The organism is Desulfovibrionales bacterium (genome assembly GCA_028715605.1).
In the GTDB taxonomy this organism is placed as follows: domain Bacteria; phylum Desulfobacterota; class QYQD01; order QYQD01; family QYQD01; genus QYQD01.
Genome location: JAQURM010000003.1, coordinates 183,992 through 207,974, shown reverse-complemented (window position 1 = coordinate 207,974; position 23,983 = coordinate 183,992). Strand labels below are relative to the sequence as shown.

31 protein-coding genes are annotated in these 23,983 nt (G+C 46.6%); 21 read left to right on the top strand and 10 right to left on the bottom strand.

The genetic code is table 11. The annotated features are described in order from the left end of the window. The first annotated feature begins 333 nt into the window (after positions 1-333). From PHT49_05550 to PHT49_05495, 12 genes are all read left to right on the top strand, one after another. Positions 334-552: a type II toxin-antitoxin system HicB family antitoxin gene (locus PHT49_05550; protein ID MDD5451342.1), complete on the top strand. Its 219-nt coding sequence runs from the start codon at positions 334-336 to the stop codon at positions 550-552. Between the two features lie 5 nt (positions 553-557). Beyond that, entirely contained in the window at positions 558-797 is a 240-nt protein-coding gene (locus PHT49_05545) for a type II toxin-antitoxin system HicA family toxin (protein MDD5451341.1), read from the top strand. A 190-nt stretch (positions 798-987) separates the two neighbouring features. Next, entirely contained in the window at positions 988-1,194 is a 207-nt protein-coding gene (locus tag PHT49_05540; GenBank protein MDD5451340.1) for a hypothetical protein, read from the top strand. 111 nt (positions 1,195-1,305) lie between these two features. Continuing rightward, the gene (locus PHT49_05535; GenBank protein MDD5451339.1) at positions 1,306-2,028 is read left to right on the top strand and encodes a class I SAM-dependent methyltransferase; all 723 of its coding nucleotides are present in this window, start codon (positions 1,306-1,308) and stop codon (positions 2,026-2,028) included. A gap of 199 nt (positions 2,029-2,227) precedes the next feature. Continuing rightward, complete coding sequence (locus tag PHT49_05530) at positions 2,228-4,216, top strand: AAA family ATPase (GenBank protein MDD5451338.1); 1,989 nt, start codon at positions 2,228-2,230, stop codon at positions 4,214-4,216. Between the two features lie 393 nt (positions 4,217-4,609). Continuing rightward, on the top strand, positions 4,610-4,927 hold the full coding sequence (locus tag PHT49_05525) for a cupin domain-containing protein (protein ID MDD5451337.1): 318 nt from the start codon (positions 4,610-4,612) through the stop codon (positions 4,925-4,927). Between the two features lie 130 nt (positions 4,928-5,057). After that, a complete protein-coding gene (locus tag PHT49_05520; protein ID MDD5451336.1) occupies positions 5,058-5,684 on the top strand; it encodes a class I SAM-dependent methyltransferase in 627 nt (208 codons plus the stop codon). Positions 5,685-5,825: 141 nt separating this feature from the next. Then, positions 5,826-6,107, top strand: coding sequence for a DUF4258 domain-containing protein (locus PHT49_05515; GenBank protein ID MDD5451335.1), 282 nt, complete (start codon positions 5,826-5,828; stop codon positions 6,105-6,107). 7 nt (positions 6,108-6,114) lie between these two features. Next, positions 6,115-6,360, top strand: coding sequence for a type II toxin-antitoxin system MqsA family antitoxin (locus PHT49_05510; protein MDD5451334.1), 246 nt, complete (start codon positions 6,115-6,117; stop codon positions 6,358-6,360). 639 nt (positions 6,361-6,999) lie between these two features. Continuing rightward, the gene (locus PHT49_05505) at positions 7,000-7,233 is read left to right on the top strand and encodes a hypothetical protein (GenBank protein MDD5451333.1); all 234 of its coding nucleotides are present in this window, start codon (positions 7,000-7,002) and stop codon (positions 7,231-7,233) included. Between the two features lie 179 nt (positions 7,234-7,412). Beyond that, a complete protein-coding gene (locus PHT49_05500) occupies positions 7,413-7,619 on the top strand; it encodes a type II toxin-antitoxin system HicB family antitoxin (protein ID MDD5451332.1) in 207 nt (68 codons plus the stop codon). Further along, entirely contained in the window at positions 7,616-7,837 is a 222-nt protein-coding gene (locus PHT49_05495; GenBank protein MDD5451331.1) for a type II toxin-antitoxin system HicA family toxin, read from the top strand. Before PHT49_05500 ends, PHT49_05495 begins: the two co-directional genes overlap by 4 nt. A 96-nt stretch (positions 7,838-7,933) precedes the next feature. Here PHT49_05495 and glmS read toward each other — a convergent pair whose 3' ends face one another. From glmS to PHT49_05480, 3 genes are all read right to left on the bottom strand, one after another. Continuing rightward, positions 7,934-9,769: a glutamine--fructose-6-phosphate transaminase (isomerizing) gene (glmS, locus tag PHT49_05490; protein MDD5451330.1), complete on the bottom strand. Its 1,836-nt coding sequence runs from the start codon at positions 9,767-9,769 to the stop codon at positions 7,934-7,936. Positions 9,770-9,798: 29 nt separating this feature from the next. Further along, positions 9,799-11,190 (bottom strand): TIGR03013 family PEP-CTERM/XrtA system glycosyltransferase, encoded by a 1,392-nt coding sequence (locus PHT49_05485; GenBank protein MDD5451329.1) that lies wholly within the window; start codon positions 11,188-11,190, stop codon positions 9,799-9,801. 187 nt (positions 11,191-11,377) lie between these two features. Beyond that, complete coding sequence (locus PHT49_05480; protein ID MDD5451328.1) at positions 11,378-12,769, bottom strand: sigma-54 dependent transcriptional regulator; 1,392 nt, start codon at positions 12,767-12,769, stop codon at positions 11,378-11,380. Between the two features lie 49 nt (positions 12,770-12,818). Between PHT49_05480 and PHT49_05475 the strand changes: the two genes are divergently transcribed. Then, positions 12,819-13,079, top strand: a complete 261-nt coding sequence (locus tag PHT49_05475; protein ID MDD5451327.1) for a hypothetical protein — start codon at positions 12,819-12,821, stop codon at positions 13,077-13,079. Positions 13,080-13,139: 60 nt separating this feature from the next. On the opposite strand, the gene PHT49_05470 is transcribed toward PHT49_05475, so the two are convergent. From PHT49_05470 to PHT49_05450, 5 genes are all read right to left on the bottom strand, one after another. Then, positions 13,140-13,505, bottom strand: coding sequence for a response regulator (locus PHT49_05470; GenBank protein MDD5451326.1), 366 nt, complete (start codon positions 13,503-13,505; stop codon positions 13,140-13,142). Between the two features lie 103 nt (positions 13,506-13,608). Then, entirely contained in the window at positions 13,609-14,262 is a 654-nt protein-coding gene (locus tag PHT49_05465) for a histidinol phosphate phosphatase domain-containing protein (protein MDD5451325.1), read from the bottom strand. Positions 14,263-14,268: 6 nt separating this feature from the next. Beyond that, complete coding sequence (locus PHT49_05460; protein ID MDD5451324.1) at positions 14,269-14,766, bottom strand: bifunctional nuclease family protein; 498 nt, start codon at positions 14,764-14,766, stop codon at positions 14,269-14,271. A 19-nt stretch (positions 14,767-14,785) separates the two neighbouring features. Next, complete coding sequence (gene miaB, locus PHT49_05455; protein ID MDD5451323.1) at positions 14,786-16,111, bottom strand: tRNA (N6-isopentenyl adenosine(37)-C2)-methylthiotransferase MiaB; 1,326 nt, start codon at positions 16,109-16,111, stop codon at positions 14,786-14,788. A gap of 564 nt (positions 16,112-16,675) precedes the next feature. Continuing rightward, positions 16,676-17,002: a helix-turn-helix transcriptional regulator gene (locus PHT49_05450; GenBank protein ID MDD5451322.1), complete on the bottom strand. Its 327-nt coding sequence runs from the start codon at positions 17,000-17,002 to the stop codon at positions 16,676-16,678. Positions 17,003-17,160: 158 nt separating this feature from the next. On the opposite strand from PHT49_05450, the gene PHT49_05445 reads away from it, so the two are divergent. The 8 genes from PHT49_05445 to PHT49_05410 all read left to right on the top strand — a co-directional run bounded on the left by PHT49_05445 (position 17,161) and on the right by PHT49_05410 (position 22,807). Continuing rightward, positions 17,161-17,937, top strand: a complete 777-nt coding sequence (locus PHT49_05445) for a tetratricopeptide repeat protein (protein MDD5451321.1) — start codon at positions 17,161-17,163, stop codon at positions 17,935-17,937. Then, positions 17,934-18,539: an outer membrane beta-barrel protein gene (locus PHT49_05440; GenBank protein ID MDD5451320.1), complete on the top strand. Its 606-nt coding sequence runs from the start codon at positions 17,934-17,936 to the stop codon at positions 18,537-18,539. Before PHT49_05445 ends, PHT49_05440 begins: the two co-directional genes overlap by 4 nt. A 56-nt stretch (positions 18,540-18,595) precedes the next feature. After that, on the top strand, positions 18,596-19,306 hold the full coding sequence (locus PHT49_05435; protein MDD5451319.1) for a hypothetical protein: 711 nt from the start codon (positions 18,596-18,598) through the stop codon (positions 19,304-19,306). Positions 19,307-19,370: 64 nt separating this feature from the next. Beyond that, entirely contained in the window at positions 19,371-19,688 is a 318-nt protein-coding gene (locus PHT49_05430) for a hypothetical protein (protein MDD5451318.1), read from the top strand. A gap of 149 nt (positions 19,689-19,837) precedes the next feature. Beyond that, on the top strand, positions 19,838-20,350 hold the full coding sequence (locus PHT49_05425) for a hypothetical protein (GenBank protein MDD5451317.1): 513 nt from the start codon (positions 19,838-19,840) through the stop codon (positions 20,348-20,350). A 338-nt stretch (positions 20,351-20,688) separates the two neighbouring features. Next, positions 20,689-21,051, top strand: a complete 363-nt coding sequence (locus tag PHT49_05420) for a hypothetical protein (protein ID MDD5451316.1) — start codon at positions 20,689-20,691, stop codon at positions 21,049-21,051. Positions 21,052-21,192: 141 nt separating this feature from the next. Continuing rightward, on the top strand, positions 21,193-21,738 hold the full coding sequence (locus tag PHT49_05415) for a hypothetical protein (protein MDD5451315.1): 546 nt from the start codon (positions 21,193-21,195) through the stop codon (positions 21,736-21,738). A 76-nt stretch (positions 21,739-21,814) separates the two neighbouring features. Next, positions 21,815-22,807 carry a toll/interleukin-1 receptor domain-containing protein gene (locus tag PHT49_05410; GenBank protein MDD5451314.1) on the top strand — a complete coding sequence of 331 codons (993 nt, stop codon included), beginning with the start codon at positions 21,815-21,817 and terminating at the stop codon, positions 22,805-22,807. Between the two features lie 98 nt (positions 22,808-22,905). Here the strand turns inward: PHT49_05410 and PHT49_05405 are convergent, their stop codons facing one another. Both PHT49_05405 and PHT49_05400 read right to left on the bottom strand, forming a co-directional pair. Further along, on the bottom strand, positions 22,906-23,151 hold the full coding sequence (locus PHT49_05405; GenBank protein MDD5451313.1) for a DUF4911 domain-containing protein: 246 nt from the start codon (positions 23,149-23,151) through the stop codon (positions 22,906-22,908). 43 nt (positions 23,152-23,194) lie between these two features. Continuing rightward, positions 23,195-23,779 (bottom strand): FmdE family protein, encoded by a 585-nt coding sequence (locus tag PHT49_05400; protein MDD5451312.1) that lies wholly within the window; start codon positions 23,777-23,779, stop codon positions 23,195-23,197. Between the last annotated feature and the right edge of the window lie 204 nt (positions 23,780-23,983).

Below are 23,983 nucleotides of genomic sequence, written 5' to 3'. Positions count from 1 at the left end.
ACGCCTATAAACTTATAAAGTATTTTGTCATCGCCCACAAAAAAGAAAGACATTAAACTGACATTTTTTACTATACGATGGGCGGGAGAGATAGTTATGGAACACGAAGAGGAGTTTGAAAAGAGTGATCTTGAATATCTCCGGATAGCTTTGAATGGGTGGGAGAGGAAATGCGGGACGTCCATAAATTTATAAGTTTCTTGTTGTCCACAACAGAGGATAACACAGGCCAAAAGATTAATATCCAGATGCTATCGCACTTCTTTTGGCCTTGAACGAAAGCCGCCGTTTAAAGGAATATGGTATTATTAGTTAGAAAAGGAGGCCGATGACATGAGACAATATAAGATTATCGTAGAAAAACATCCCGACGGCTACGTGGCTTACCCACTGGGACTAAAGGGGGTTGTGGTCGGGCAAGGGGATACATATGAAGAAGCCCTCGCTGATGTCAAATCAGCAATCCGTTTCCATATCGAAACTTTTGGGGAAGACGTGCTCGATATTGAACCGCCGATCCTTGAGGCATTTGTTGCAGAAGCTGGGGTGTAAATCTAATGCCGAAATTTCCGGTTGATGCTCCAAAACAGAGGGTAATAAAATCGCTTGAGATTTTAGGGTTCCAAATCGTTCGAGAAAAAGAACATATTTCGATGGAAAGGATAAATCCCGACGGGTCCAAAACCCCTTTGACTATGCCTAACCATCCGAAGATAAAGGCCTCCACTCTTCGTACTATTTGTACTCAAGCAGGAATTTCAAGAGATGATTTCCTTGCTGCTTATGATAAAGCATGATTGCGGCCTTCAGATAACAACGCACGCCATGGCGCATCTACGAGCGGAAAAGACTGACGTCCAAACCGCCAGCCCGTTATCTGAAAATGCCGTGCCCAATGAAAAGACAGAAATAGGAGAAATTTGAGTTACAAGATATTTGAACGAGAAATCGGAATCATGCAGTGATACTGCGTAGAAGGGGGGATGTGTGCTCGATACCTCGAAAGATATTTATTCCATAAATATTGAAGATGTCCAGAATGTAGCAGATGAAGAGCTTGGGAGAGAACTTTCGGAATCGGAGTTGAAAATCATAGAAGATAAGATCGGTGATTATATAGATTGGTATGGCGCCATATATTCGGCTATACAGAATGAAGTTTTAAACGTTGCTGAACATCCTGCGTCGGAATAGAGGAGAGACGACGGATAACAGAGCGCTTGAGGTCAACACCCAAAGGCTCAGCCCTTCTCAGGCACTCAAAAGGTTATCTGAAATATCTCGTATGGGAAAAAGAGAGAAATTATGACAGAATTCAGCAAATCTCAATGGGCAAAAGCAGAGTTCACGCAAGAATACAGGGATAGCGCGGATGTTTATATTGTAGAGCGGAGAAGACTATTTGAGATTTTAAAGTCTTTTTATAAACATTTTGTCGCCAGCAAGTCAGGGAGTAATGTCCTTGACCTTGGATGTGGAGATGGGATTGTTATCCATGAACTTTTGAGAATTGATGATTCAATAGTAGCAACCCTTATTGATGGTTCAGAGGATATGCTGAATAAAGCGGCAGAACGTTTGAAAGGTTTTAAAAATATTCATATTTTAAAAGCGAGCCTTCAGGAGATTCTGGATAAAAAAATTACACTCCAAAGCTTTAATTTTATAGTCTCATCACTGGCAATACATCATTTGTCCATGCAAGAGAAAATAGCTTTATTCAGAACCATCTATTCTCATCTGAATGTTGACGGGTATTTTCTAAACATTGATGTTATTCTTGCTCCCGCAGAACCTCTTGAGCATTGGTATCTTTCGCTATGGAAAGAATGGATTGCGGAAAGAAAAACTATTCTGGGAATAGAAGGCACTTATGATGATATTATCCAAAGATATAAAGACAACACGGACAACAAGCCAGATACTTTAAATGAACAGCTAAACGCTTTGACATCTATTGGTTTCAAGGATGTTGATTGCTTCTATAAATATGGAATATTTACAATATATGGTGGCAAAAAAAGATGATATGTGAGATTTGTGGAAAAGAGGGGGCGCGTCCGGCGGGACGGATGGGAGGGACATCCCTAAATTTATAAGTTTCTTGTTGCCCGTAACGACAGATAGCACAGGCCCAAAGATTAACATCCAGATGCTATCGCACTTCTTTTGGCCTTGAACGTTATACGGCATTTACAACGTGCACGGTCAAAGGAGATCTATCACAATGATTATACAGAGAATTGAGGCCACCAATTTCCGATCCCTGAGATCAGTCGATATCAGCAGCTCTAATCTTCTTGCCATCCTTGGAAGAAATGGCGCTGGCAAGTCAAGCGTGCTATACGCCCTTGATGTGTTCTACAACACCGCGGCACAGATTACGGAGTATGACTACTTCGACAAAGACACGGCATCCGACATAACGATTCGCGTCACCTATGGTGACTTCAAACAGGATGAGCGTGAAGAGTTCTCTTCATACATCACTGCCGGCAGGCTCATTGTTACCAAGGTAATCAATAGCGGGGGGGCGCGATACTATTCTGCTTCACGACAGCTTCCAGAATTCGCAGAGATCAGGAAACTCGCTGCTACCCCAAAGCGGAAAGAATTCAATGATCTCGTATCAAGCAACAAGTATGCAGACTTGAATCAGAAAGCGAATTCTGCCCAAGCAGTTGAAGATGCTATGGCTACCTTCGAATCCGCCCATCCTGAATTCTTGCAGGTATTTCCGAGGGAAACTCAATTTTTCGGACCAAGGAATATCGGTGGTGGCAAACTCGACAAGTACACGAAATTCGTTCTGGTGCCCGCAGTTAGGGATGCGTCCTCAGAGGCAGAACGTCGGGGCGTGATCCTCCAACTTATAGACGTTTTGGTAATGAGGAGCGTCAATGCTAGACCGGACGTCCGTGAGCTCAATGCTGAGTTTGAGAGACGAGTCAAAGAGGTGTACAGTGCAAACAATCTCACCGAACTGCGATCTCTGGGTTCTTTGATCACCCAGGTTCTGAAGAGATACGCGCCAGGTGCAGAACTTGATCTTACCTTTGGTGAGGTAGACCCTCCAAAGCTATCTCTACCTCCAGCAATTGCCTCCCTTGTCGAGGACAATTTCAAATGCCCGATCAACTACAGTGGCCACGGACTTCAACGGGCGCTCATCTTCGCCCTTCTGCATCAACTCTCGCTAACCGAACAAACAGTTCCTGAACAAACGGAATCAGAGTCGACCAGTTCTTTTGCTCCATCAGGTCCCAGCAAAATACCCGACTTGATACTGGCAATTGAGGAACCAGAACTATATCTCCATCCCTCACGATGCAGATACCTCTCCAGCGTTATGCTCCAATTGTCAAAGAAGCCTGAGCAGGAGAGCGATCCAAGAACGCAGATCATCTATGGAACGCATTCGCCATACTTCGTTGACCTCCAGAGATTTGACCAAATCAGACTGGCCAGAAAAGTGCCCGTTGAGGGTACCAATACGCTCCAAACGAAGATAACTTTCTATACGCGCGAAGATGCAGCGAGACGCCTAGCAGAGATCAGCCAAAAGAATCCCGATGATTTCACGGACATCTCTTTCGCAGCTCATGCCTCCCCGGTAATGACCACGATCGTGAACGAGGGCTTCTTCTCAGACTTAGTTGTCATTGTCGAGGGCAACTCTGAGGTCGGTGCTTTGTGGACAATGCAAGAGATTCAGAAGCTCAACTGGGATGCCCTCGGAATCTCCATCGTTCCAGTTAGCGGGAAGAACAACATTGATCGGCCAGTTGTGGTTTTCCGAGGTCTTGAGATTCCAACCTTTTTCATATTTGACGCAGATTCAAGCCTCAACGGGCAAAAACGTGATGCCGCAATTCGGACCAATCACTTGTTACAAAGGCTCGCCGGTGTTCCCCCGACTGATTTCCCTCAAACGGACGTCTTTGATACTTGGGCTGTATTCAATGACAAACTCGAGGCGGAACTTGAAGGTGCAACGGGGCAGGACAATTTCAATCAACTCCGAACACAAATTGCAGAAGGGCTAGGATACAATCAACCCTCTTCTGTCTTTAAGAACATCGAAGGCGCTGCCATGTTCGTCAAGCAGGTTTATGCAAACGGGGGGCGAATTCCTGTGCTAGAGAACATCGTTGAACGCGTCACAAGGCTCAGGCAAGGCAATTTGAATCTGAACGGAGGGGCGGGCCGTCCATAAATTTATAAGTTTCTTATGCCCGCAGGCAGATAACAGAGCGCTTAAGGTCAACACCCAAGGGCTCGGCCCTTCTCAAGCACTCGAAACGATAGGCAGGACATCGCTCGCTCGGCAGGCTTCGGGATACTTCCCGCTAGGGAAGGGAGTAATAATCGAAGAATTAGGCTTTAGGAAGGTTGGTGAAAAGCCCTGCCGGTCCTGCCTATCGGGCTAGCGGTTTGGCGATGTGCCCCGGAGGGGCATTTTGACAAAGCCGCTAAACCGTGAGATAGGCGACGTCGCGAGCGACTCTCTCGCCTTGCCGAAGCCCAAACACGTTTGGTTGGAACAGCGGCTTTGCCGCCAAACCGCCAGCCCGTTATATGACATTGCGTTGTAACAGAGAGATGAAATATGAAGGACTATTTGATTGATTTCCAAAACATGAATTGGGAAAGCCTGGCACCAGGTGTTCGATATAAGGCATTTATTAGAGGTAATCAAAGAATACGGTTGGTAGAATTTTCAGAGGAATTTATCGAGAAGGATTGGTGCACCAAAGGACACGTAGGCTATGTTCTAGAAGGTGGTATTTCGATAGATTTTAATGGAACACCGATAAATTTTAAAGCAGGTGATGGGCTATTTATTCCCAAAGGGGAAGCATGCAGACATAGGGGTAAGGTTGCCAAAGGAGAAAAAGCATTAATTATTTTGTTTGAAGAAGTATGATCGCAACGTCATATAACAGCGTGTATCTGGTTCGGGCTACACCCTCACGCAAATCGCCTTCGGCTCAGACTTCAGATACCCGCCAAACGTTGTGCGCCATTGCAGTTCAAAAGAAAAGGAGGAACCATATGTGAAACTCAATTGGTTTGAGAAATTGATTATGAACAGCCCCATTCGTCCAATGAACCAGCGGAAAGAAGCGCGTCTTATGTTGCAACTAGGAGGCGACGTAAGAGGCGGCAGAGTATTGGAAATTGGTTGTGGTAGAGGCGTAGGTGTGGAGATTATCTTTGATATATTTGGTCCATCGTGCGTGGAAGCTTTCGATTTTGACACTGACCAAGTCTGTTTAGCAAAACAGCGTTTATCAAGTATGTATCAAGATAAGGCAAATATATACACGGGTGATGCAACGAAAATATCATCTCCTGATAATCATTTTGATGCGGTTTTCGATTTTGGAGCGCTTCATCATATTCCCGATAATTCCGTAGCTATCAGTGAAATAGCACGAGTTCTCAAACCTGGGGGACGGTTTTTCTTTATGGAGCTTCTTTCTTCTCTTACAATGAAACCCATTATGCGTCTTCTGACGCAGCACCCACCCGAAGCGCAGTTCACATGGGAAGCACTTTCGATGGAATTAGCAAAGTCGGGTTTAGTGGTATCGGAAAATTCCTGCGTTGTGAATTCATCCAGGGTGGTCGGTGTCGCTCGGAAAAGCACCGGGAGAGGCGGGACGCCCTTAAATTTATAAGTTTCTTATTGCCCGCAACGGCAGATAACAGAGTGCTTGAGGTCAACACCCAAAGGCTTGGCCCCTCTCAAGCACTCGAAACGTTATACAAAATAGGGTGCGGGAAATAAAAACAAAAGAAGGCTATAACTAGGAACATCCATGTTCAATCGAATATTGAAAGAGATGCGGGAAAAGATACGCCACCGTGCATATGTGATGACGCTACATGCAGAAGAGGAGATGGACGACGATTGTTTGACCATCTATGACGTTGAAAGTGGTATACTTACAGGAAAGATACTGGAACGTCAAAAAGATAGAGAAACTGCTGAGTGGAAATACCGTATAAATGGAAAGACTATTTCTGGTGGTAAGGTTGAAATTATTGCTAAATTAAGTCCAACAGGCAAGTTGGTTATTATTACGGTGTATGTGCCATAATACGTCTATGAGTGAGGCAAAAAAGATGATATGTGACATTTGTGGAAAAGAGGGAGCGCGTGTCCGGCGGGTTGCAAGGACCTACGGTAAGGGCAAGGATATCTTGGTCATAGAAAATGTTCCTGTGGTAACTTGTCCTCACTGCGGAGAGAGCTACCTTGATGCGGAAACGCTTCACGAAATTGAGCGCATAAAGCTTCACAAAAAGAGTTTTGCGGAAAAGCGCCCAGTTCCGGTTGCTCACTTTGCATAATTAAAAGGGATGCACCCCACTTCAACAACAGGCTTTGCGGCGGTTATAACCATCCAAATGGCCTAAACGGAGGGGCGGGACGTCCATAAATTTATAAGTTTCTTGTTGCCTGTAACGGCAGATAGCAGAGTGCTTGAGGTCAACACCTAAAGGATCGGCCCTTCTCAATCACTCGAAACGTTATCTACCATTGTCTTGAAAACAAAAATTTGTTTATGATGTAGAGGCGCTTGCAAAACTGTTTGTCATCCCCGAATGCCTCTATCGGGGATATGGTTTTTCAAGCAGTTAGAACCAGATTCCCGCTCAGAATCGCTGCGGGAATGACAGAATGGAGGCTTTTGCAAGAGGCTCTGTAGTTATGAATATTCGTTACTATATTGATCCAGAAACAGGTCTACCCCATATCTATAACCACAATATATCTGAGGGCGAAGTGTAAGATGTCTTATTAAAGCCAGGGGAAGACCGCCATGGCAAAGAAGGTTCACGGATAGCTATGGGTCAGAGCCGTGCAGGACGTTATCTCAGGGTAATTTATGTTCCAGACCCGGAGCCAGAAAGTATTTTTGTCATAACAGCCTTTGAGTTGACCGGCAAACCATTAACAGCTTATAAGCGCAGGAGGCGAAAGAAGAAATGAAAAAAAGTAGATTTCCGAAAGGATGGGATGAAAAGAAGGTGAAGAGAATTCTTGCCCATTACGAGAAACAAACCGAAGAAGAAGCCGTGGCTGAGGATGAAGCCGCATATGAGGATAAGACCCAAACAATAATAGAAATCCCTGTTCAGTTAGTCTCTACAGTTAGGGCGCTTATAGCAAAACATCAAGCATTACGGCATCCAAAGACAACAGCGGATAAAAGCGGATAAAAGGGAAATCCCTGTCTGCCAACAAAGAAGAGATGTGTAACGTCCATAAATTTATAAGTTTCTTGTTGCCCGTAACGGCAGATAGCACAGGCCAAAAGATTAACATCCAGATGCTAGCGCATTTCTTTTGGCCTTGAACGATATACGAAACAGTGGCGCTATGTTATGGAGGTAAGAAGATGAGAGAAGTGATCATTTATCGAGGCGAAGACGGTTACTGGGTAGCTGAATGTCCAAGTCTTCCGGGTTGTATCAGTCAAGGAAAGACAAAGGAGGAGGCTATAGCCAACATCAAAGAGGCAATTCAGGGCTATATCAAGGCATTAGAAGAAGACGGACTTTCTGTGCCAAAAGAACGGTTTGAAACATTGCTGGTAGCTGTATGAGCAAGCTGTCACAAGTTTCTGGACGGGAGTGCGTTAAGGCATTAGAAAAAGCAGGTTTTTATTTCAAACGGCAAGAAGGAAGCCACATGATTTTAAGGAGAAATGAACCATTTGCACAGGTGGTTGTCCCTGACCACAAAGAATTAGATAGAGGAACCTTACGGGCAATTATCCGGCAAGCTGGTTTAAATGTGGAGGAATTCGTGAAATTATTATAACGCCACCGCTTCGCCCAACAGCAGGCTAAAAGGAAACGGATTAATCGGCAAATGCTATCGCATTTTTGGCCTTGAATGTTAGCGCCGGGGTTCGGCTTATTCCACCGTAACACTCTTGGCCAGGTTGCGCGGCTGGTCAACATCACAGCCTCTCAGTACGGCTATCTCATAAGCCAGGAGTTGGAGGGGTACGGTATAGAGGATGGGCGCCATCTCCTCGGAAACCTTTGGGAGAAGCAGCGTGTGTGTGGCAATATCAGTGACCTTTTTATCCCCTTCATCGGCCAGGGCAATGACTATCCCCCGCCTGGCCATGACCTCCAGCATATTGCTTAAAACCTTGTCATAGACCGGCGAAGAGGGGGCCAGGGCCACTACCGGCATGGCCTCATCGATCAAGGCGATAGGCCCGTGCTTCATCTCGCCGGCCGCATAACCCTCGGCGTGGATGTAGGATATTTCTTTGAGCTTTAAAGCGCCTTCCAGGGCAATGGGAAACATATAATTGCGGCCCAGATAAAGGAAATCCCTCTTCTTGTAGAATTCCAGGGCCAGTTCCTTTACCGCCGCATGTATATTTTTGATATTATCTTCGAGCAGCGGGGGGAGGTCTATGATGTCCTTAATCATAAGCCGGGCCTTTTCCTTTGAGATAATCCCCCGTACCCGGCCCAGATAGATGGTCAGGAGGTAGAGGGCGGTCAACTGGCTGGTAAACGCCTTGGTCGAGGCCACGCCTATCTCCGGACCGGCGTGGGTATATATCGTCCCGTGCGATTCCCGGCTGACCGTGCTCCCCACTACATTGCAGATGGATATAATTTTGGAGCCCTTTTCTTTGGCTATACGGAGTCCGGCCAGGGTGTCCGCGGTCTCGCCGGATTGGGAGATGGGGATGGTCAGTGTGTCTCCATCTATAAGCAAGGAACGATACCTGAACTCCGAGGCCAAATCCACCTCGGTGGGCAGGCCAACCCATTTTTCCAGATAATATTTAGCCAGCAGGGCCGCATGCCAGGAGGTCCCGCAGGCCACCAGCATTACGCGCCTGATATCCTTCAGTTCTTTTTCCGGCAGGTCTATCTCCGGAAGATAGGCCTCGCCCTCTTCTACCGATACCCTGCCCCTTACGGTATCTAAGATGGCCTGCGGCTGCTCGTAGATCTCCTTGAGCATAAAGTGTTTGAAGCCGGATTTTTCGGCCATGGCCGCATCCCAGGTTATCCTCTCCGCCTTCTTTTTTACCTCTTCCCCGGTAGCCGCCTTTTTTACATGTATCCCATCCCGGCGCACGATAACCATCTCACCGTCGTCCAGGAACATAACATCCTTGGTATAACGCAAAAAGGCAGGTATGTCCGAGGCCAGGAAATACTCCCCTTCGCCCAATCCCAATACCAGTGGGCTCTGGTGACGCGCCGCCACCAGGACTCCGTCCTGAGCGCACATCGCGGCCAGGGCATAAGAACCCTCTACCTCCCGCACCGCCCGGGCCACCGCCTCACTCAGGTCGCCTGCAAAATATTTCTCGATAAGATGGGCCAGGACTTCGGTATCTGTGTCTGAACGGAATTCATGGCCTTCCGCCTTTAGGTTCTCCCGCAGGCTGAAATAGTTTTCAATGATGCCGTTATGAACTACCACCAGCTCGTTCTTGCAGTCCGTATGCGGATGGGCGTTCCTTTCATTGGGGACACCGTGGGTAGCCCAACGCGTATGGCCAAGACCGGTGAAACTGGCCTCATCCCGCTTTCCGTTTAGTTTAAGGTCCAGGTTCTCCAGTTTCCCCTCGGCCCGGCTGACCTTTATCTTGCCATCCTTAAGATAAGCTATCCCCGCCGAATCATAGCCGCGGTACTCCAGCATCTTGAGGCCATCCAGGAGAACCGGTATCACCCTTCTATGGCCCACATAACCTATTATTCCGCACATGGAATTATCCTCTCCATCTTCCCCCGGACCTAACGTGATCCCCGGCCGAACAGCACAATTTTAATAGTCTTTACCACAATTAACAAGTCCATTACCACAGACATGTGTTTGATATAATAAAGATCGTACTTCAACTTTTGTAACGCATCATCCTCAGATGCCCCATAAGGATAGAGAACCTGCGCCCAACCGGTTATCCCCGGCTTCACTGTGTGTCTTTGATCATAGTAGGGCACGCTTTTTCTTAATTCATTTACAAAATGGGGTCTCTCCGGACGGGGCCCTACAAAGCTCATATCTCCTTTAAGGACATTCCACATCTGGGGTATTTCATCGATTCTCAGGTTACGTATAATCCTGCCTACCCGGGTAATGCGCGGGTCATCCTCTTGCGCCCAGACCGGGCCGCTGTTTAGCTCCGCATCTGTTCTCATCGACCTGAACTTATAGACCTTGAATATCCGGCCATTCTCACCTATCCGCTCCTGCTTAAAAAACACCAGGCCTCTGGAATCAAGCTTAATGGCTATGGCGGTAATCAATATAACCGGCGCAGTTATTAACAGGCCGGTCGATGCCAGGGCAAATCCCACAAGCCTTTTCGTCACCCGATGCAGGGGCGTCTTCTCAAACCCCTCGGAAAATATGAGCCAGCTTGGATTAATCTTTTCTACCAGGATCTTACCCGTCAATATCTCATAGAAGGTCTCACCTTCTATAACCGGGGTACCGTTCATCCGGCAATCCAGGAGCTCGGCAACCGGAAGCGCGCCTCTTCTCTCGTCCATAGAGACCACAATCTTGTCAACTTTTTCCTGTTCGACAAGCCTCTTTAAGTCCCGGATATCCTCAAAAATAGGAATTTCTGTTTGCGATGTCCTCTCCCCCCTGGCCGTCGGGACCAAACCCACTATCTTATAACCTGAATCCGGTTTCTCTCCCAGCTCCGCTAAGATGTCTGCGGCCAACCTGCCGTTTCCCACCAGTAACAGCCTTTGCGCAAACATATTCTTGCGCAATATTAAATTGTATATAAAGCGCCAGGAAGTGACCAAAAGAACCAGGAAGGCCAGGGTAATAAAAAAAATGCCCCGCCCCATGATGAGCTGCGGGAATATATAATAGATTACGGCGAGACCGATAGAAGCCACCCCAAGGGCATGGAGGAGGCGGATACCCAGTTCCAGAAAGGTATCGGTAACTTTTAGATCATAAAGATCGAAGTAATAGAGGCTGACCTGGCAGACCAGGGTAATGAGAAAAATCTTGCTCCAGATCAGATTATCTCCCAGCCATCCGGCATCCAGTCCTCCAAAGCGGACCATAGCGGCCAGAATGACGGACAGAAAAATAAGGCCGCCCTCACCAACCACAAAGAGGACGTTCCTGATGGGATAGTACTGGTTAAATATCTTAATCATAACCTAACTCAAATCTCCCTAGTCTCCAGACGGGCGGTCAGCACTCAGCTATCAGCGTTCAGCTTAATGTGTTGTTTGTTTTGGTTTTTTGCTGATCCGCCTGAGCGGAATCGCTGAAAGCGTGAAGTGGAAACGGCGGTTTCGGGCTGAAAGCTACCCGGGCCTATCCTGTTATCTAAAAAACAATCTACGAGCGTTTATGTATGCCATATTCTTGCATTTTATTCAAAAGGGATTTATAGCTTATCTTAAGCTGAGAAGCGCAGGCCCGTCTATTCCACCTTGTCTTCTCCAGGCAGGCCCTTATGGCCTCTGTTTCAATCGTTCTTATACATTCCTGACCTATCTTCTTCAGGGAAAGCCCCCCCTGACACAAAAGGTTATATACCAGAGATCTGTCAACCATGGCCGGAAGTCGTCCTTCCCGGCCGGCATTCTTATTCCTTAAGCCTATCAGTCGCCCCTTGATCTCCGCATAAGCCACTGACTCATTTTCCAGGACCACAATATTTTTGACAATATTTTCCAGTTCTCTCACGTTGCCCGGCCAACTATATTCCGAGAAAAGGTCCATAATCCTTCTTGAAAAATGCATATATGGTTTGTTATATGCCGCACAGTATTTTTCCAAAAAATACTCTTTCAGTAAGGGCAGGTCTCCCTTTCTATCCCTGAAAGGAGGTATGGTTATATGGGCTACGTTAAGCCTGAAATATAAATCTGATCTAAACCTGCCCTGTTCAACAAGCCTCGACAAATCGGCATTTGTTGCAGCGATCACCCGGACATCGGTACGGACATCTTCCTTGCCGCCCAGCCGGGAAAATTCGCCGTTCTGTAAGACCTGCAATAGCTTGGATTGCAAGGGCAGCGGAATATCCCCTACTTCATCTAAAAATAACGTCCCTCTATGGGCCAGATCAAACTTCCCGGGTTTTGCACAGTAAGCGCCGGTAAAAGCCCCTTTTTCATAACCAAAAAACTCGCTTTCCAGAAGCGTTCCCGGGATAGCCGCGCCGTTTACCTTGATAAACTGTTCTTTATCACGTGGAGACTGCTCATGTACCAAACGGGCTGCGATCTCCTTACCGGTACCGCTTTCACCCTGAATAAGCACAGTGATATTGGTCCGGCTGATCCGCTGTATTTTCTCCCTGATCTCAATTAGTTTTCTGTCCTCACCGAAGAAATAATGGCTGGTACCGTTAACTTCTTGCTCGGATGGGCAAACTCTTTGCAATGCCTTAACCAGTTGCTGCGGGGTAAACGGCCTCTTAAGAAAGACTACGCCTGATTTTTTAGAAAGATTAAGCGCGTCCAACTCCTGTTCTCTTTCATAAATAAGAACTACAGGATAGGGGCAGGCCCCTTGGTCTCCTAATATACCAAAAAGGGATGATTTATCCCCGCCATTCAGGCTTACGATAATTACGTGGGGAGACTCACCCCCAGGCCCCTTGCTCTTTCCCCGGCCAGGCCAATACGTTAAACGCTGCCGGTATCCATAATGGTGGATAACAGCCTTGACATATCCGGCAAGGTCTTCGTCGGTGATGTAAAGGCAGGCGATTCTATCCATAGCTTTTTAAAAAGTACCTCCGAAATGACATCCTCCTGTTGCAACTGACATGCCAAGAAAAACCTACAGGGAAAAACAGGTTATTGGGGCCGATTATAGGCAGATTACCTGGTCGCTAAAAGAAATGGGAAAATGTTTTTCCCTGTGTGAGGAAAAACTTTTCCTTGGCAGAAGAGAAATATATTACCATTTAGGAGGTAGGAGGCAGAATGCAGAAGATAGAAAACAGAATGTTGGGCGTTCCTTTTATTCTGACTTCTGGCTCCTGAATTCTATATTCTCCTACTATCCATTAAACGCTAAACGCTAATTGCAGGAGCGCCCTTCAGGTACGATCCGGGAAAGACTGAAGGCGCAAGGCTGGGTATCGTCAGGCGGGAAGCAAACGGGAGATGGCATTTTTTAAGTCGGATATCTCGAAGGGTTTGCTCAAAACAAAATCGGCCCTCTTTTCCTGAGCCAGCTCTTCCGCATACCGGCCAAACCCGGTTATGGCAATGACGGGGATATTGGGATAATCCTTTTTAATAACGCTGATTATTCCTATCCCACTGATGTAAGGCATACTAAGATCGGTAATCACCATATCATAAAGTCCGGTTCGCAAGTGCTTCAGGCCCTCCAGACCGTCCCCCGCCCCGGTAGTTTCATATCCCAAAAAGGTAAGATAGTCCAATAACATGGATAATACTTCCTGATCGTCTTCCACTACCAGTACTTTCTTATTTGGCGCCATCTTCTGTCCCTCCCGGGTAATACCCGTTATCCTCTCTCTTATAGGATATATGTCCGGCAAAAAGCAAATATTTTTTAAAGTTTTTATAGTGCGCCAGGAAGAACTATGCAGAAAAGCAGCCTTTGGCCAGTTTAACCATATTGCGGCGTATTACCTCTACCTGCTTAGGGGGGATGCCGGCGCCGAGGGCCACCTGTTTAGCCATAGTTTCTGACATGAAGTCACCCGGCCCGTGTCCGTCAGAATTTACGCAGAGAGGGGCGTTATGCTGAAGGGCCAGGCGCGCCACATGGCCATTGGTCAGACAGTGCCCCCGGCGGCTGGTAATCTCAAGAAAAACTCCTTTCTTGGCGGCCAGCATTACATCTTCTTCGCTGATCAGCCCGGGATGGGCCAGGATATCAATGGGAGACTCCAATGCCGCCCGGTTGGTCCCGGGAGCTACCGGCTCAACAAGGGTCTCACCATGGACGACAACCACTCTTGCCCCCAATTTCCTGGCCTCTTTGGCCAGAGGCCGGATTAAGGATGGCGCAATATGTGTCAATTCTATCCCTGGAATAAGCCTGGTCTTGCTATACCGGTTGATATCTGCGGCCACTTTTGTAATACGGGGGATAATAAGGTCGATGTTTGAGCTGTCGGCATGATCGCTGATAGCCACAAATTCATAACCAAGGCATTCCACCCTCCGCACCAGTTCAGAGGGAAGGAGTTCCCCGTCACTAAAAAGGCTGTGGGTATGAAAATCTATCATAAACACTCACATCTTGTATTTGCCAAAGTCATCAGGCGAAAGGCGTTCCAATATATCAGCCCACTTCTTTCCCTCTTCAGTATCAACCTCCGCCCTGTGGCTCATCTCCATGCGTTTCGACTTATCTATCACCGTTTCATGGACATAAATCGGCGAATCAGTCCGCAAGGCCAGGGCAATGGCATCACTGGGGCGGGCGTCAAGCTGGAACTCTCTATCCTTTGTTATTATCGTGATAATAGCGTAGAAGGTATTTTCGCGCAGATCTATGATTTCAATTTTGACCACTCCTGCGCCGACTTCCTTCAAAATGTTTCTAAGGAGGTCGTGGGTCATCGGCCGGGAAAACTGGATCTTCTCCAGCTCAGTGGCTATAGCCGTGGCTTCCAGAAGACCAATCCATATCGGCATAGCCTGCTCACCGTCCACCTCTCGCAGGATCATAATCGGTGTATTGGTAACAGGATCGATGGCGATGCCGGAAACCTTCATTTCTTTGAACATAACCCTCTCCCCCCGGGCTTTATTCTACTGCCAGACCGCCCTTTAATGAGTGTAAGCAGGCCTTCTCAACAGCAACTATAACCACCTTTCCAGGCAAGTCCCCATCTCCGCTAAAATTAACCACTTCATTAGTGCGCGCCCGCCCCATCCATTCCCGGGGCGAACTCTTGCTATATCCCTCGACTAAAACCTCTGCGTGCTTACCCACCATAGACTTATTACGATTATACGTTATTTCTTTTTGCAGGGCCAGCAATCTGGAAAGTCTCTCCTGTTTTACCGGCTCCGGCAACTTATTATCAAAAGTTGCGGCCTTAGCCGGCGGCCGATCTGAATATTTAAAGGCAAAGGCGCCGTCAAACCGGACCTGACGCATTATGTCCAGCGTATCTTCAAAATCAGCCTCAGTTTCGCCCGGAAAGCCTGCGATAAGATCGGTAGTTATGCTGATATCCGGGCAGACCCTCCTTAGTTTGGCCACCTTTTCCAGGTAATCATCCCGCGTATATTTACGGTTCATCCTTTTTAATATCCTATCCGAACCGGATTGCATTGGCAAGTGAATATGCTCGCAAAGGGACTTAATGCTGCCAAAACACCCTATCAGGTCATCGGATATGTCCTTGGGATGGGAGGTGGTAAATCGCAGCCTCTCCAGGCCCTCAACCTCGCCTATTTTTCTAACTAAGTCGGCGAAACCGCGCCCGCCATCGCCATGAAGTCCGTAAGAGTTCACGTTTTGACCAAGAAGGGTTATCTCCTTTACCCCCTGTTCGACCAGCCCCCTGATTTCCTTTAATATCTCCCCGCTGCGACGACTAATCTCGCGTCCGCGCACGTAAGGCACTATACAATAAGAGCAAAAGTTATTACACCCGGTCATGATACTGACATAGGCCGTTACCGCCCTTTTCCCGTTCAGGCTGCGCGCATAACCGGGAAACTCATAAGATACGCCAAGTTCTGTGTAAGTAATCCTTCTTACGTTCTTCTCTGCCTCTCTTATAAGTTCTGGAAGGCGGTGAATACCCTGCGGCCCGATAACCAGATTAATGCCCGGACTCTTTTTAAAGAGCCTGCCGCCCTCCTGCTGGGCCAGGCAGCCGGCCACAATGACCATCAGGTCAGGGTTTTTCTTCTTAATTTTCCGCAGGCGGCCCAGGAAACTATAGGCCTTTTCTTCGGCCTTCTGCCTTATGCAGCAGGTATTTACCAGAACAAGATCGGCGCCGGCCGGGTCTTCGGTCGCCTCATAGTCCATATTGGACAGAATACCGGCCATCTGCTCCGAATCGTATTCATTCATCTGGCAGCCGAAGGTGGCGATATAGGCTTTCTTGCTCATAAGTTGCTGGGAATACCGTGCTCTTTAGTAACAATTTAGCGCTCTTAAAAATGCGCTAAATCTCATTGCAAAATGGAAAATGCAACATGGAAAATGTAAAATTCCGGACAAAAACCATCAACGTTTTGAATTTTGCACTTTGAATCTTGCATTTTGCATTGAAGTTTAGCCAGTTTTTCAAAAGGCTAAACTGATACGCTTATTATAATCTCTGCGGATATTATAATAACAATCTTTCCCAATTCAATATAAAAATGGTAATAGGACTTTCCCCTGTTTTTATGGAACCCGTTGTTCCTGAGCGAACATGCATAGCGAGCGCATTCCCCGCTGCTTACAGCGGGTTAGCGAGCGAATACGATGCATTTTACCTTGCATACGGAGATTCCCCGTCCGCCCAAGGCGGACTGCGGGGAGCTTCAATTTGGCTGGAGTCCGCTCCGGCGGATCGCTGCGCAAGCCGTGAAGCTAAGAAATAAGGGGTTTCGTTACTGGAATGACAAATACAATAGAGATTAAGTTGTTAAATAAAATCCGTGAGATTGGAGGGCATACGAAGAGTAATCATTTCCTCATTAAAAGTATCCGTAGTGCATCATGCCATCTCTTCAGCGAATCTCTCTCTATGCCCCGCAACAGAACCGCAATATTCTCAATCATTTGTTCAGCCTCAGTTTTCCTCTCAAAGTCGAATAACTCCTTTACCGGCACATTCAGTGCCCCGGCTATGGCCTCTATATTGGAAAGAGAGATACTGCTTATCCCTCTTTCTACCCGGCTTAAAAAGTCCCGGCTGATATTGGCTTTCTCGGCCAGACCCTCTTGGGTTATGCCGGATACTTTCCGCAAATAGGCAATCCGCCGCCCTACCAACTTCTCAATTTTGTCCATGTCAGCCTTTCCTTTGTTCGTGACAGGTTAGGCGGTAACATACAATCAGAAAAGGACTTGACATTCGTTATTTACGATGCCAGAATACGCCCTTATAGGTCTATTAAGAAGGTGAATTTTGCCTTTATAGGCAGCAGTTCAAGGCAGGAGGGTAGGCTATGAAACAGGTTATCGGGCTTATTTTGGTTTGCGGTTGTTTGTGCGGCTGCGGTGCTCAAGCTCTTTACTATGGAATGTATTACGGAGGGTATGCAGTAGAAGGGCTTGCTGCCGCAGCCGGTATCGCTGGCAGTATAAGTAAAGAGAAAAAAGCTGAAGCAGAAGACTGCTACAGGAAGGCTCAACAATACGCCAAGGCAGGCCAATTAGCCATGGCTGAAGAAAGTATTAAGAAAGCCATAGAGATCTGGCCTGACCACAATGAGTACCGCAGTTTCTTGGGCGGGCTCTATAATGAGATGGCCATAAAAAAAGACGCCCCAGAATATTTTCGTAAGTCCAATGAAGCTTACCTCTCTTGCCTTAAAGGCAATGAAAAAAATTCTCAATTATTGAACGCCATTGCCTGGAGCTATTTTATGTTGGGTGAAAATACGGATGAGGGGATCAAATATATTCAAAAAGCCATGGAGCTGGACGGCAGGCGATCTTATTATGTAGGCACCTACGGCTGTTTGGTTTTACAAAAAGGCAACTACCCCGAGGCTCAATCTCTACTTAAAGAAGCCACAGAGAAACACAAGGCAGAGGGTTCTAAAAGGGGCGCATCTATAAATCTCTATTATCTGGCCCTTGCCCATCATAAAAGCGGAGATAGTCAGCAAGCTACGGCCTATTTTAAAGAAGCCGTAGAGTTAGAGCCGGTCAGCTTTTACCGTAAAAGGATTGAAGCTGAAATGAGACAAATATCCTTAAAGGAGGAAGCAAAGAAATGAAGAAAAAGGCCATTATTCTATCTTGCGTAATGATTTTATTGTTCGCGTTCAGTCAGGCAAGTTTAGCTGAGGAAACAAGAAAGTTTGGCATAGGGATAAGGGCATCCTACTATAATGTTGACACTGGTATATTGGTAGCATACGACCCCGAAATTGATTCATCCGGTCTTTACGGAATCAATCTTACCTATTTTCTAAATGAGATATTTTCTTTGGAGCTGAGCGGCGAATATACCAAGGCAGATATGACCATACATACCTTGGGTGGCAAGGTGGGTGAATTTACCCAGGTTCCCATTCTTTTAACCGCCCGCCTGCACCTGCCAGCCGGGGAAACCATAAGTCCGTACATAGGGGCTGGCCTTGGTTATTACTTTAATGACTTTGACAAGACCAACTCCTCTTCAACCGTCACTGGAGTGGATAACAGCTTTGGCTACCATGTGGCAGCCGGACTTGAGGTATTTTTTCTGCAAAACTGGGCCGCTAACCTTGACCTGAAATACATTTGGAACCAAGCTGATTTTCAGAGAACAACTGGAACAGATGAAATAGATTTAGACGCCTTTAGCGCCGGAGTGGGGCTGAAATATTATTTCTAAAAGCGCTCTTCCCTTAAACAGGCTACCCTCGTAAACAAGCGTCTTTGGGGATGGATATGAAACAGTGCACAGAAATATGGGGCATATTCTGGGGAGCCGTAGTAGCTATGGCCATGATATTCGGCCCTATCGGATGCAATCCCTACTCCGCTGCTATGTACGGCATAGAGGCGGCAAAAATAGCTGCGCCTGCCGGCGCCACGCTGTTTGGTAAAAAGGACCCTTGGGAAGTGCATTTTAAACCCAATATTGATTCTAAAGAGGCCGTCATAGAGGCCATTGGCAAGCCGAATTATGTCGTTGGGATAGATGAAAATATGGAGGTGTTGGCTTACCAGACAAGCGTGGTAACTTACGCCTTTGCTTTTAAAAATGGCTTATACCAGGATAAATGCGAGTTCCTTACTGATAATTGGAAAGAGCGTGAGGCCAAGAGCAAGCTAAGGTTCGTAATGATTAGAACCTTTCCCTGTTATGCGGAAAAGGATTTCAGGAAGGCAGTATTTAGGGTGGATAGCGACCCCAAGGGAAAAATTATTCAAGCAATTGGCAAGCCGGATTTCACTCTGCAAATGAATGAGACCATGGAAGTCCTTATATATGACGGGGAATACGGCTGGGTCTATGCCTTTGCCCTTAAAGATGGCCTTTATCAAGATTCCAAGTCTTTCTATAACCAAAATCTGGAGGGCTATATAAAGACAGGCCGGTTGCGAGATGAAATGATTAAGCTTTTCCCTTGCTTTCAGAAAGCCGCTGCCCGGTAACACAGAGGGGGGGTTACGTTAATCCACTTGTATCTTACCATTCACATAAATGAAGGAGGTCGCCATGGCTCTTTCCGAGGAAGAAAAACGAAAGGTCTTTGAAGAAGAAAAAATAAGGCAGCAAATGAAAGGTAAAAGCGTTTTGGTTGCTGTAATTCTTTCTGGTCTAATCCCCGGAATGGGCGATCTTTACTGTGGGAGTTGGATTAAGGCCCTTATCTTTTTTGCCTTAGATGGAATTTGTTTTCTTCTCGTATTCGCCATGGGAATCGGCTTCTTACTCTATGCCCCGGTCTGGTTCTGCGGCTTCATCTCCGCCTGGCTTTCAGCCAGTAAATCAGCCAAAAGGCAGATTCAGAAAGTGGAAAGGTCGTTGGGTTAATAGTAAATAAGGTGCATTATATCGGCTCACGGCATAGATTCACCATAAATAATTACCGACGTCTCTTCGCTCCAACCACTAGTCCGTTTCAGCGGAATATGCATATATGGTGGTTGGAGTATCGAGCTAATAATGAAAGGAGACATTTTATGAAGAGGAAAAGCGTGTTTTTGGGGATGCTCGTTTTGTATATGATTGGAATAGTATTAAATGGACATGCTTTGTGCAAAGAATGTGGAGAAAAAAATAAAAAGGTGCACGAGGCCTGTATGTCTACAAAATATAAGGACCTACCTACGCCTGTCAAAAACCTGATGAAAAAACTCAACTGCGACGTCAAGACTGGAAGTGTGTATGATTATGGATATGCTTTGGACCTCAATGACGATAGCATTGATGAATATGCTTTTTGCTGCTACGAGTCCGGCCACGGTCCTTGCGAAATGAAGATATTTGGAAATGTAGCTGGCAAATGGACGACTATTCTGGAATTCATGCCAGGATTTACCGATGATAAGACACCGTGTTTCGGATTTGTAGTCCTAAGAACCAAGACAGAAGGATACTATGACATATGTCTGGACGATGGAGAAGTTATCAAGTTCAAAGGTGGGATGTACAAGAGAAAGGGCGATGGAAAAGATCTGGCCCCGATACCTTGAGATGATTAGGAACAAACGAAAGAAGATACTGCATTTACTCAATTCTCATCAATCAGAAGAATAGCTTCGCTGTAGGTTGGGCGGATTATCCTGAAAAAGTCGAGGTATTCTGTATACCCCAAGCCATTAAAGAAGCTCTGCATGGTATAATCATATAGGGGCAAAACACGGAATCTAATTATTACGGCAACCGGCATAATTCAAGGCGGATGAAGAGGTTTGTGGAGAATCATGCAGACATGTCAAATAGAGAGTTCGAGGGCAAAGGAGGTCAGAAGAGACATCGAAACACAATAACCCAAATAGATTCCGAGAACTGATAGAAAAGGAGACGTGAAATGAACAAACGATCGGCACAACTATTTTCGATACTATGTCTCTTGGTTTTCCTCGGCTTGCAGAGTGGGTGTCAGGAACGATCTCAAGCAAAAGGTGTGTTGAATACGCAGCAGACAAAGTTTCCTTACGAAAAGGCTAAGGTGTTAGCCGCTGAGTCTATCAGGTCAGACAGAGGTATCATCGCAACGGCAATTGGTTATCACAACGAAGGCGATGGAAAAGTCACGATCTATCTACTTGGAAACGATGGCAGTAGATGGGTGCGTGAATTTATCCTTCTCAATACAGAAACAAGCGAGAAGTGGCTTATGGTTATAGGTCCTTATGGGGGAGTCGATGCACGATTCAGAGTCCTTGAATAAAGCAAGGAGCCGAGCCTGGAGATCTCAGACCAGAGATATCCCTTGGAATGGGATAGATTGCTTTACCATATCGTTCCCCTGAAGAGTATGAAACCCGATAATCCCAAATAAGTATTCTGGGAAGTTTAGGAGGTATGCGAAATGAAAACCATAATCAGTTTTATAAGTTTTTTCTTTGTTATTGTTATGATAGCGCTTAATGGATGCACACCCGGCTCAATCGCTAATTTAGGAGTCTCGATAGTAGATTCCTACATGGAGTCAAGAGCCGAGGATGCAAAGGCTAGACGACAAGCCAAATACATCGCTGAAGAAATTCAAGTAACAACAAATCCGGCAGATAAAGCGCTTAAAAACGCCAAAGAATCAATTATTAAAACAAAGGGGAAACCGAATAATGTAGTAAAGATTGACGATGCCGGGTCCGAAGTGTGGGAATATTATAATTCTCCCGAAAAAGGAAAAGTGAGACTTTATGCCTTTCTAAATGGAGAATTAAAAAATGTCGGTAGCAGGAACATGGATGAGTATGGTGCTAACAGTAATGACATGGTGTTTTTGAAAAAAAGATATATTGATACCGTGCCATGTTATGCTAATCTACGTAACACTCCCAGCCCCGACGACACCCCTGCCGCCACACTAGAACCAACGCCAGCCCCTATGAAACCCGATAACCCCAAATAAGTATTCTGGGAAATTGCAACACACAAATTGGAAATGATCGTTCGATACAAATTAAATGCGGGAGGAGTCAGTGGCAATGGCTAACGAAGAGCACGTGAATATAGTATTACAGGGGGCGAAGGCAATTGCCTTTTGGCGTGAAAGGTACCCGAATATCAGACTTGACCTTAGAGGTGCTAACCTTCGCAGAGCCGATTTTGTTCGTGCGAATCTAAACGGCGCGATGCTAATGGATGCAAATTTAGAGTGGGCAGACCTTCGTTGGACAGACCTAATTGGGGCTGATTTATCCGGTGCTCAGCTAACGAGAGCTGATTTTCACAAAGCAGACCTTTCTACCGCACGCTTTCCACATGCCAACCTTTCTGACGCGAACTTTGAAGATGCCAATTGTCAAGGCGCTGAGTTTGACTCAACCGTGTTTTCGCACACAAGGCTGCTTAATACAGACTTGAGAGGTGCCAAAGGTCTGTCGGCGACAAAACACCACGGGCCGAGTTTCATCGATAGGGAGACTCTTACCAAATCAGGCCATATGCCACGCGAGTTCATGCGCGGATGTGGGCTGAACGAATCGGCAATTCAGGCAGTCTACGCTAATGATCAGGAAGCCTTAGCTATAAATCTAGGGAGTGAAGGTGATTATTACTCCTGCTTCATTTCATACTCATCAAGAGACGAATCGTTTGCAGAGAAGCTTTACCTTGACTTACAGAAAAGAGGCGTAAGGTGTTGGTATGCCCCCCATGATATGAAGATAGGCGACAGAATATTGGACTCAATTTACGCGGCAATTCGCCAGCGGGAGAAACTCCTCTTAATTCTGTCCAAGAAATCCGTAACTAGTGAGTGGGTTCGTGACGAGGTAGAAAGAGCTTTTGCAGAGGAGCGCGATCGCGGCGATACTGTTGTATTTCCAGTTCAAATTGATGAAGAAGTTTTGAACAGTGATATGCCGTGGGCGCGTAAGATTCGGGAGAATAGACATATTGGTGATTTCAGCCAATGGGGTATTGAGAACGAGTATCAAAGGTCACTTCAGCGCTTGTTGAGAGATTTAAAACGTTAGATGTTCGAAATGTTCGAGACGTTCGGCGTTCGAAGCGACTGGACTCCCGACGTTCTGAGTTTCGAACCCCCTGACCCGTAACCCGCCACTCGTAACGCTTACTTCGACTCCCAACTCCCGACTTCTGACTCCTGACTTCTGTATTCTATCTTAAGGCCGATTTCTGTCTTTATGGCTACCAGGAGTTCCCGCACCAGGTCTTCATTGCCGGAGGGGATGTAGAGTTCGACTATCCCTTGCCGACGGTCAACGGTGCTCATAGTCGCCAGATGATCGTGGCCCTCCAGGATAAATTTCAAGTAGTGAACCTGCCGGGGGTCAATCTGTATTTTCCAGTTTGTCATGTGCATCTTGCCGGTACCCGGTGCGCTCCTTCAAAACACCGGCTCAATCCTCGCTGCAAGGGATACAGACGATCTTCCCGCCTTTTACCCGGGCGCGAGGCTCCATGACCTTTTCGCCACAGACGGCGCAGCGCACGCCGGGATATAACTTGGCCTCAGGCGGAGGAATGATAGTCACACGTTTTATCTTCATCATCTCTTCGGAAGCAGCACTCAGGATCGCCTGTACTTTTTTGGCCTTGCGGCTTCTAATTTGCGCGCTAACCTCCTCTGTCCTGTCGCCGACCTGGAATTTTTCCCACGCGGCTTTCTCTTCCGGTGTCTCCGTATAATCAAAGTCTATAGAAAAACGAATACCTTCACCGGCAGCCCGGCTGTAAAATGTATAAACCTGTTTCCCGTAGTCATGAAAGATTAGATTCCCCTTGCCAAAGGTGCAACCGGTCAGTACCTGAATGGCATCTACGGCACAGGAATCATTTTCCACAATAGCCACGAGTTCTTCATCTTTTGCCTTCCCGCCAAGATGCCTAATCGCCTCTTTAGCCACCCTGTAACCATAGGCCACTCCCGGACAGATGTGACCGTGAAAGGCAATGACCTTTTTCAAATCGTCGTCGTATTCCATAATTAGCTATCAGCCGTCAGCTTCGGGCTTTCAGCCCTCCTCCTTTCCCATTTATAGGCAACGTCACCGGTCATTGGTTAGTGCTCATCCGGAAACTATCGTTTCCATCTTCACGCTTTCAGCGGTCAGCATGTTCGTTATCCGTTAACCGTTAATCGTTGTCCGACATTTTTTTCGGTAAACGGTCAACACTGAACGGTGAAC

What these genes read in the sequence shown, in the direction of transcription:
- PHT49_05550 (MDD5451342.1), top strand. Translation starts at nt 334, where the DNA reads ATGAGACAATATAAGATTATCGTAGAAAAACATCCCGACGGCTACGTG.
- PHT49_05545 (MDD5451341.1), top strand. Translation starts at nt 558, where the DNA reads ATGCCGAAATTTCCGGTTGATGCTCCAAAACAGAGGGTAATAAAATCG.
- PHT49_05535 (MDD5451339.1), top strand. Translation starts at nt 1,306, where the DNA reads ATGACAGAATTCAGCAAATCTCAATGGGCAAAAGCAGAGTTCACGCAA.
- PHT49_05530 (MDD5451338.1), top strand. Translation starts at nt 2,228, where the DNA reads ATGATTATACAGAGAATTGAGGCCACCAATTTCCGATCCCTGAGATCA.
- PHT49_05525 (MDD5451337.1), top strand. Translation starts at nt 4,610, where the DNA reads ATGAAGGACTATTTGATTGATTTCCAAAACATGAATTGGGAAAGCCTG.
- PHT49_05515 (MDD5451335.1), top strand. Translation starts at nt 5,826, where the DNA reads ATGTTCAATCGAATATTGAAAGAGATGCGGGAAAAGATACGCCACCGT.
- PHT49_05510 (MDD5451334.1), top strand. Translation starts at nt 6,115, where the DNA reads ATGAGTGAGGCAAAAAAGATGATATGTGACATTTGTGGAAAAGAGGGA.
- PHT49_05505 (MDD5451333.1), top strand. Translation starts at nt 7,000, where the DNA reads ATGAAAAAAAGTAGATTTCCGAAAGGATGGGATGAAAAGAAGGTGAAG.
- PHT49_05500 (MDD5451332.1), top strand. Translation starts at nt 7,413, where the DNA reads ATGAGAGAAGTGATCATTTATCGAGGCGAAGACGGTTACTGGGTAGCT.
- PHT49_05495 (MDD5451331.1), top strand. Translation starts at nt 7,616, where the DNA reads ATGAGCAAGCTGTCACAAGTTTCTGGACGGGAGTGCGTTAAGGCATTA.
- glmS (MDD5451330.1), bottom strand. Translation starts at nt 9,769, where the DNA reads ATGTGCGGAATAATAGGTTATGTGGGCCATAGAAGGGTGATACCGGTT.
- PHT49_05485 (MDD5451329.1), bottom strand. Translation starts at nt 11,190, where the DNA reads ATGATTAAGATATTTAACCAGTACTATCCCATCAGGAACGTCCTCTTT.
- PHT49_05480 (MDD5451328.1), bottom strand. Translation starts at nt 12,769, where the DNA reads ATGGATAGAATCGCCTGCCTTTACATCACCGACGAAGACCTTGCCGGA.
- PHT49_05475 (MDD5451327.1), top strand. Translation starts at nt 12,819, where the DNA reads ATGCCAAGAAAAACCTACAGGGAAAAACAGGTTATTGGGGCCGATTAT.
- PHT49_05470 (MDD5451326.1), bottom strand. Translation starts at nt 13,505, where the DNA reads ATGGCGCCAAATAAGAAAGTACTGGTAGTGGAAGACGATCAGGAAGTA.
- PHT49_05465 (MDD5451325.1), bottom strand. Translation starts at nt 14,262, where the DNA reads ATGATAGATTTTCATACCCACAGCCTTTTTAGTGACGGGGAACTCCTT.
- PHT49_05460 (MDD5451324.1), bottom strand. Translation starts at nt 14,766, where the DNA reads ATGTTCAAAGAAATGAAGGTTTCCGGCATCGCCATCGATCCTGTTACC.
- miaB (MDD5451323.1), bottom strand. Translation starts at nt 16,111, where the DNA reads ATGAGCAAGAAAGCCTATATCGCCACCTTCGGCTGCCAGATGAATGAA.
- PHT49_05450 (MDD5451322.1), bottom strand. Translation starts at nt 17,002, where the DNA reads ATGGACAAAATTGAGAAGTTGGTAGGGCGGCGGATTGCCTATTTGCGG.
- PHT49_05445 (MDD5451321.1), top strand. Translation starts at nt 17,161, where the DNA reads ATGAAACAGGTTATCGGGCTTATTTTGGTTTGCGGTTGTTTGTGCGGC.
- PHT49_05440 (MDD5451320.1), top strand. Translation starts at nt 17,934, where the DNA reads ATGAAGAAAAAGGCCATTATTCTATCTTGCGTAATGATTTTATTGTTC.
- PHT49_05435 (MDD5451319.1), top strand. Translation starts at nt 18,596, where the DNA reads ATGAAACAGTGCACAGAAATATGGGGCATATTCTGGGGAGCCGTAGTA.
- PHT49_05430 (MDD5451318.1), top strand. Translation starts at nt 19,371, where the DNA reads ATGGCTCTTTCCGAGGAAGAAAAACGAAAGGTCTTTGAAGAAGAAAAA.
- PHT49_05425 (MDD5451317.1), top strand. Translation starts at nt 19,838, where the DNA reads ATGAAGAGGAAAAGCGTGTTTTTGGGGATGCTCGTTTTGTATATGATT.
- PHT49_05420 (MDD5451316.1), top strand. Translation starts at nt 20,689, where the DNA reads ATGAACAAACGATCGGCACAACTATTTTCGATACTATGTCTCTTGGTT.
- PHT49_05415 (MDD5451315.1), top strand. Translation starts at nt 21,193, where the DNA reads ATGAAAACCATAATCAGTTTTATAAGTTTTTTCTTTGTTATTGTTATG.
- PHT49_05410 (MDD5451314.1), top strand. Translation starts at nt 21,815, where the DNA reads ATGGCTAACGAAGAGCACGTGAATATAGTATTACAGGGGGCGAAGGCA.
- PHT49_05405 (MDD5451313.1), bottom strand. Translation starts at nt 23,151, where the DNA reads ATGACAAACTGGAAAATACAGATTGACCCCCGGCAGGTTCACTACTTG.
- PHT49_05400 (MDD5451312.1), bottom strand. Translation starts at nt 23,779, where the DNA reads ATGGAATACGACGACGATTTGAAAAAGGTCATTGCCTTTCACGGTCAC.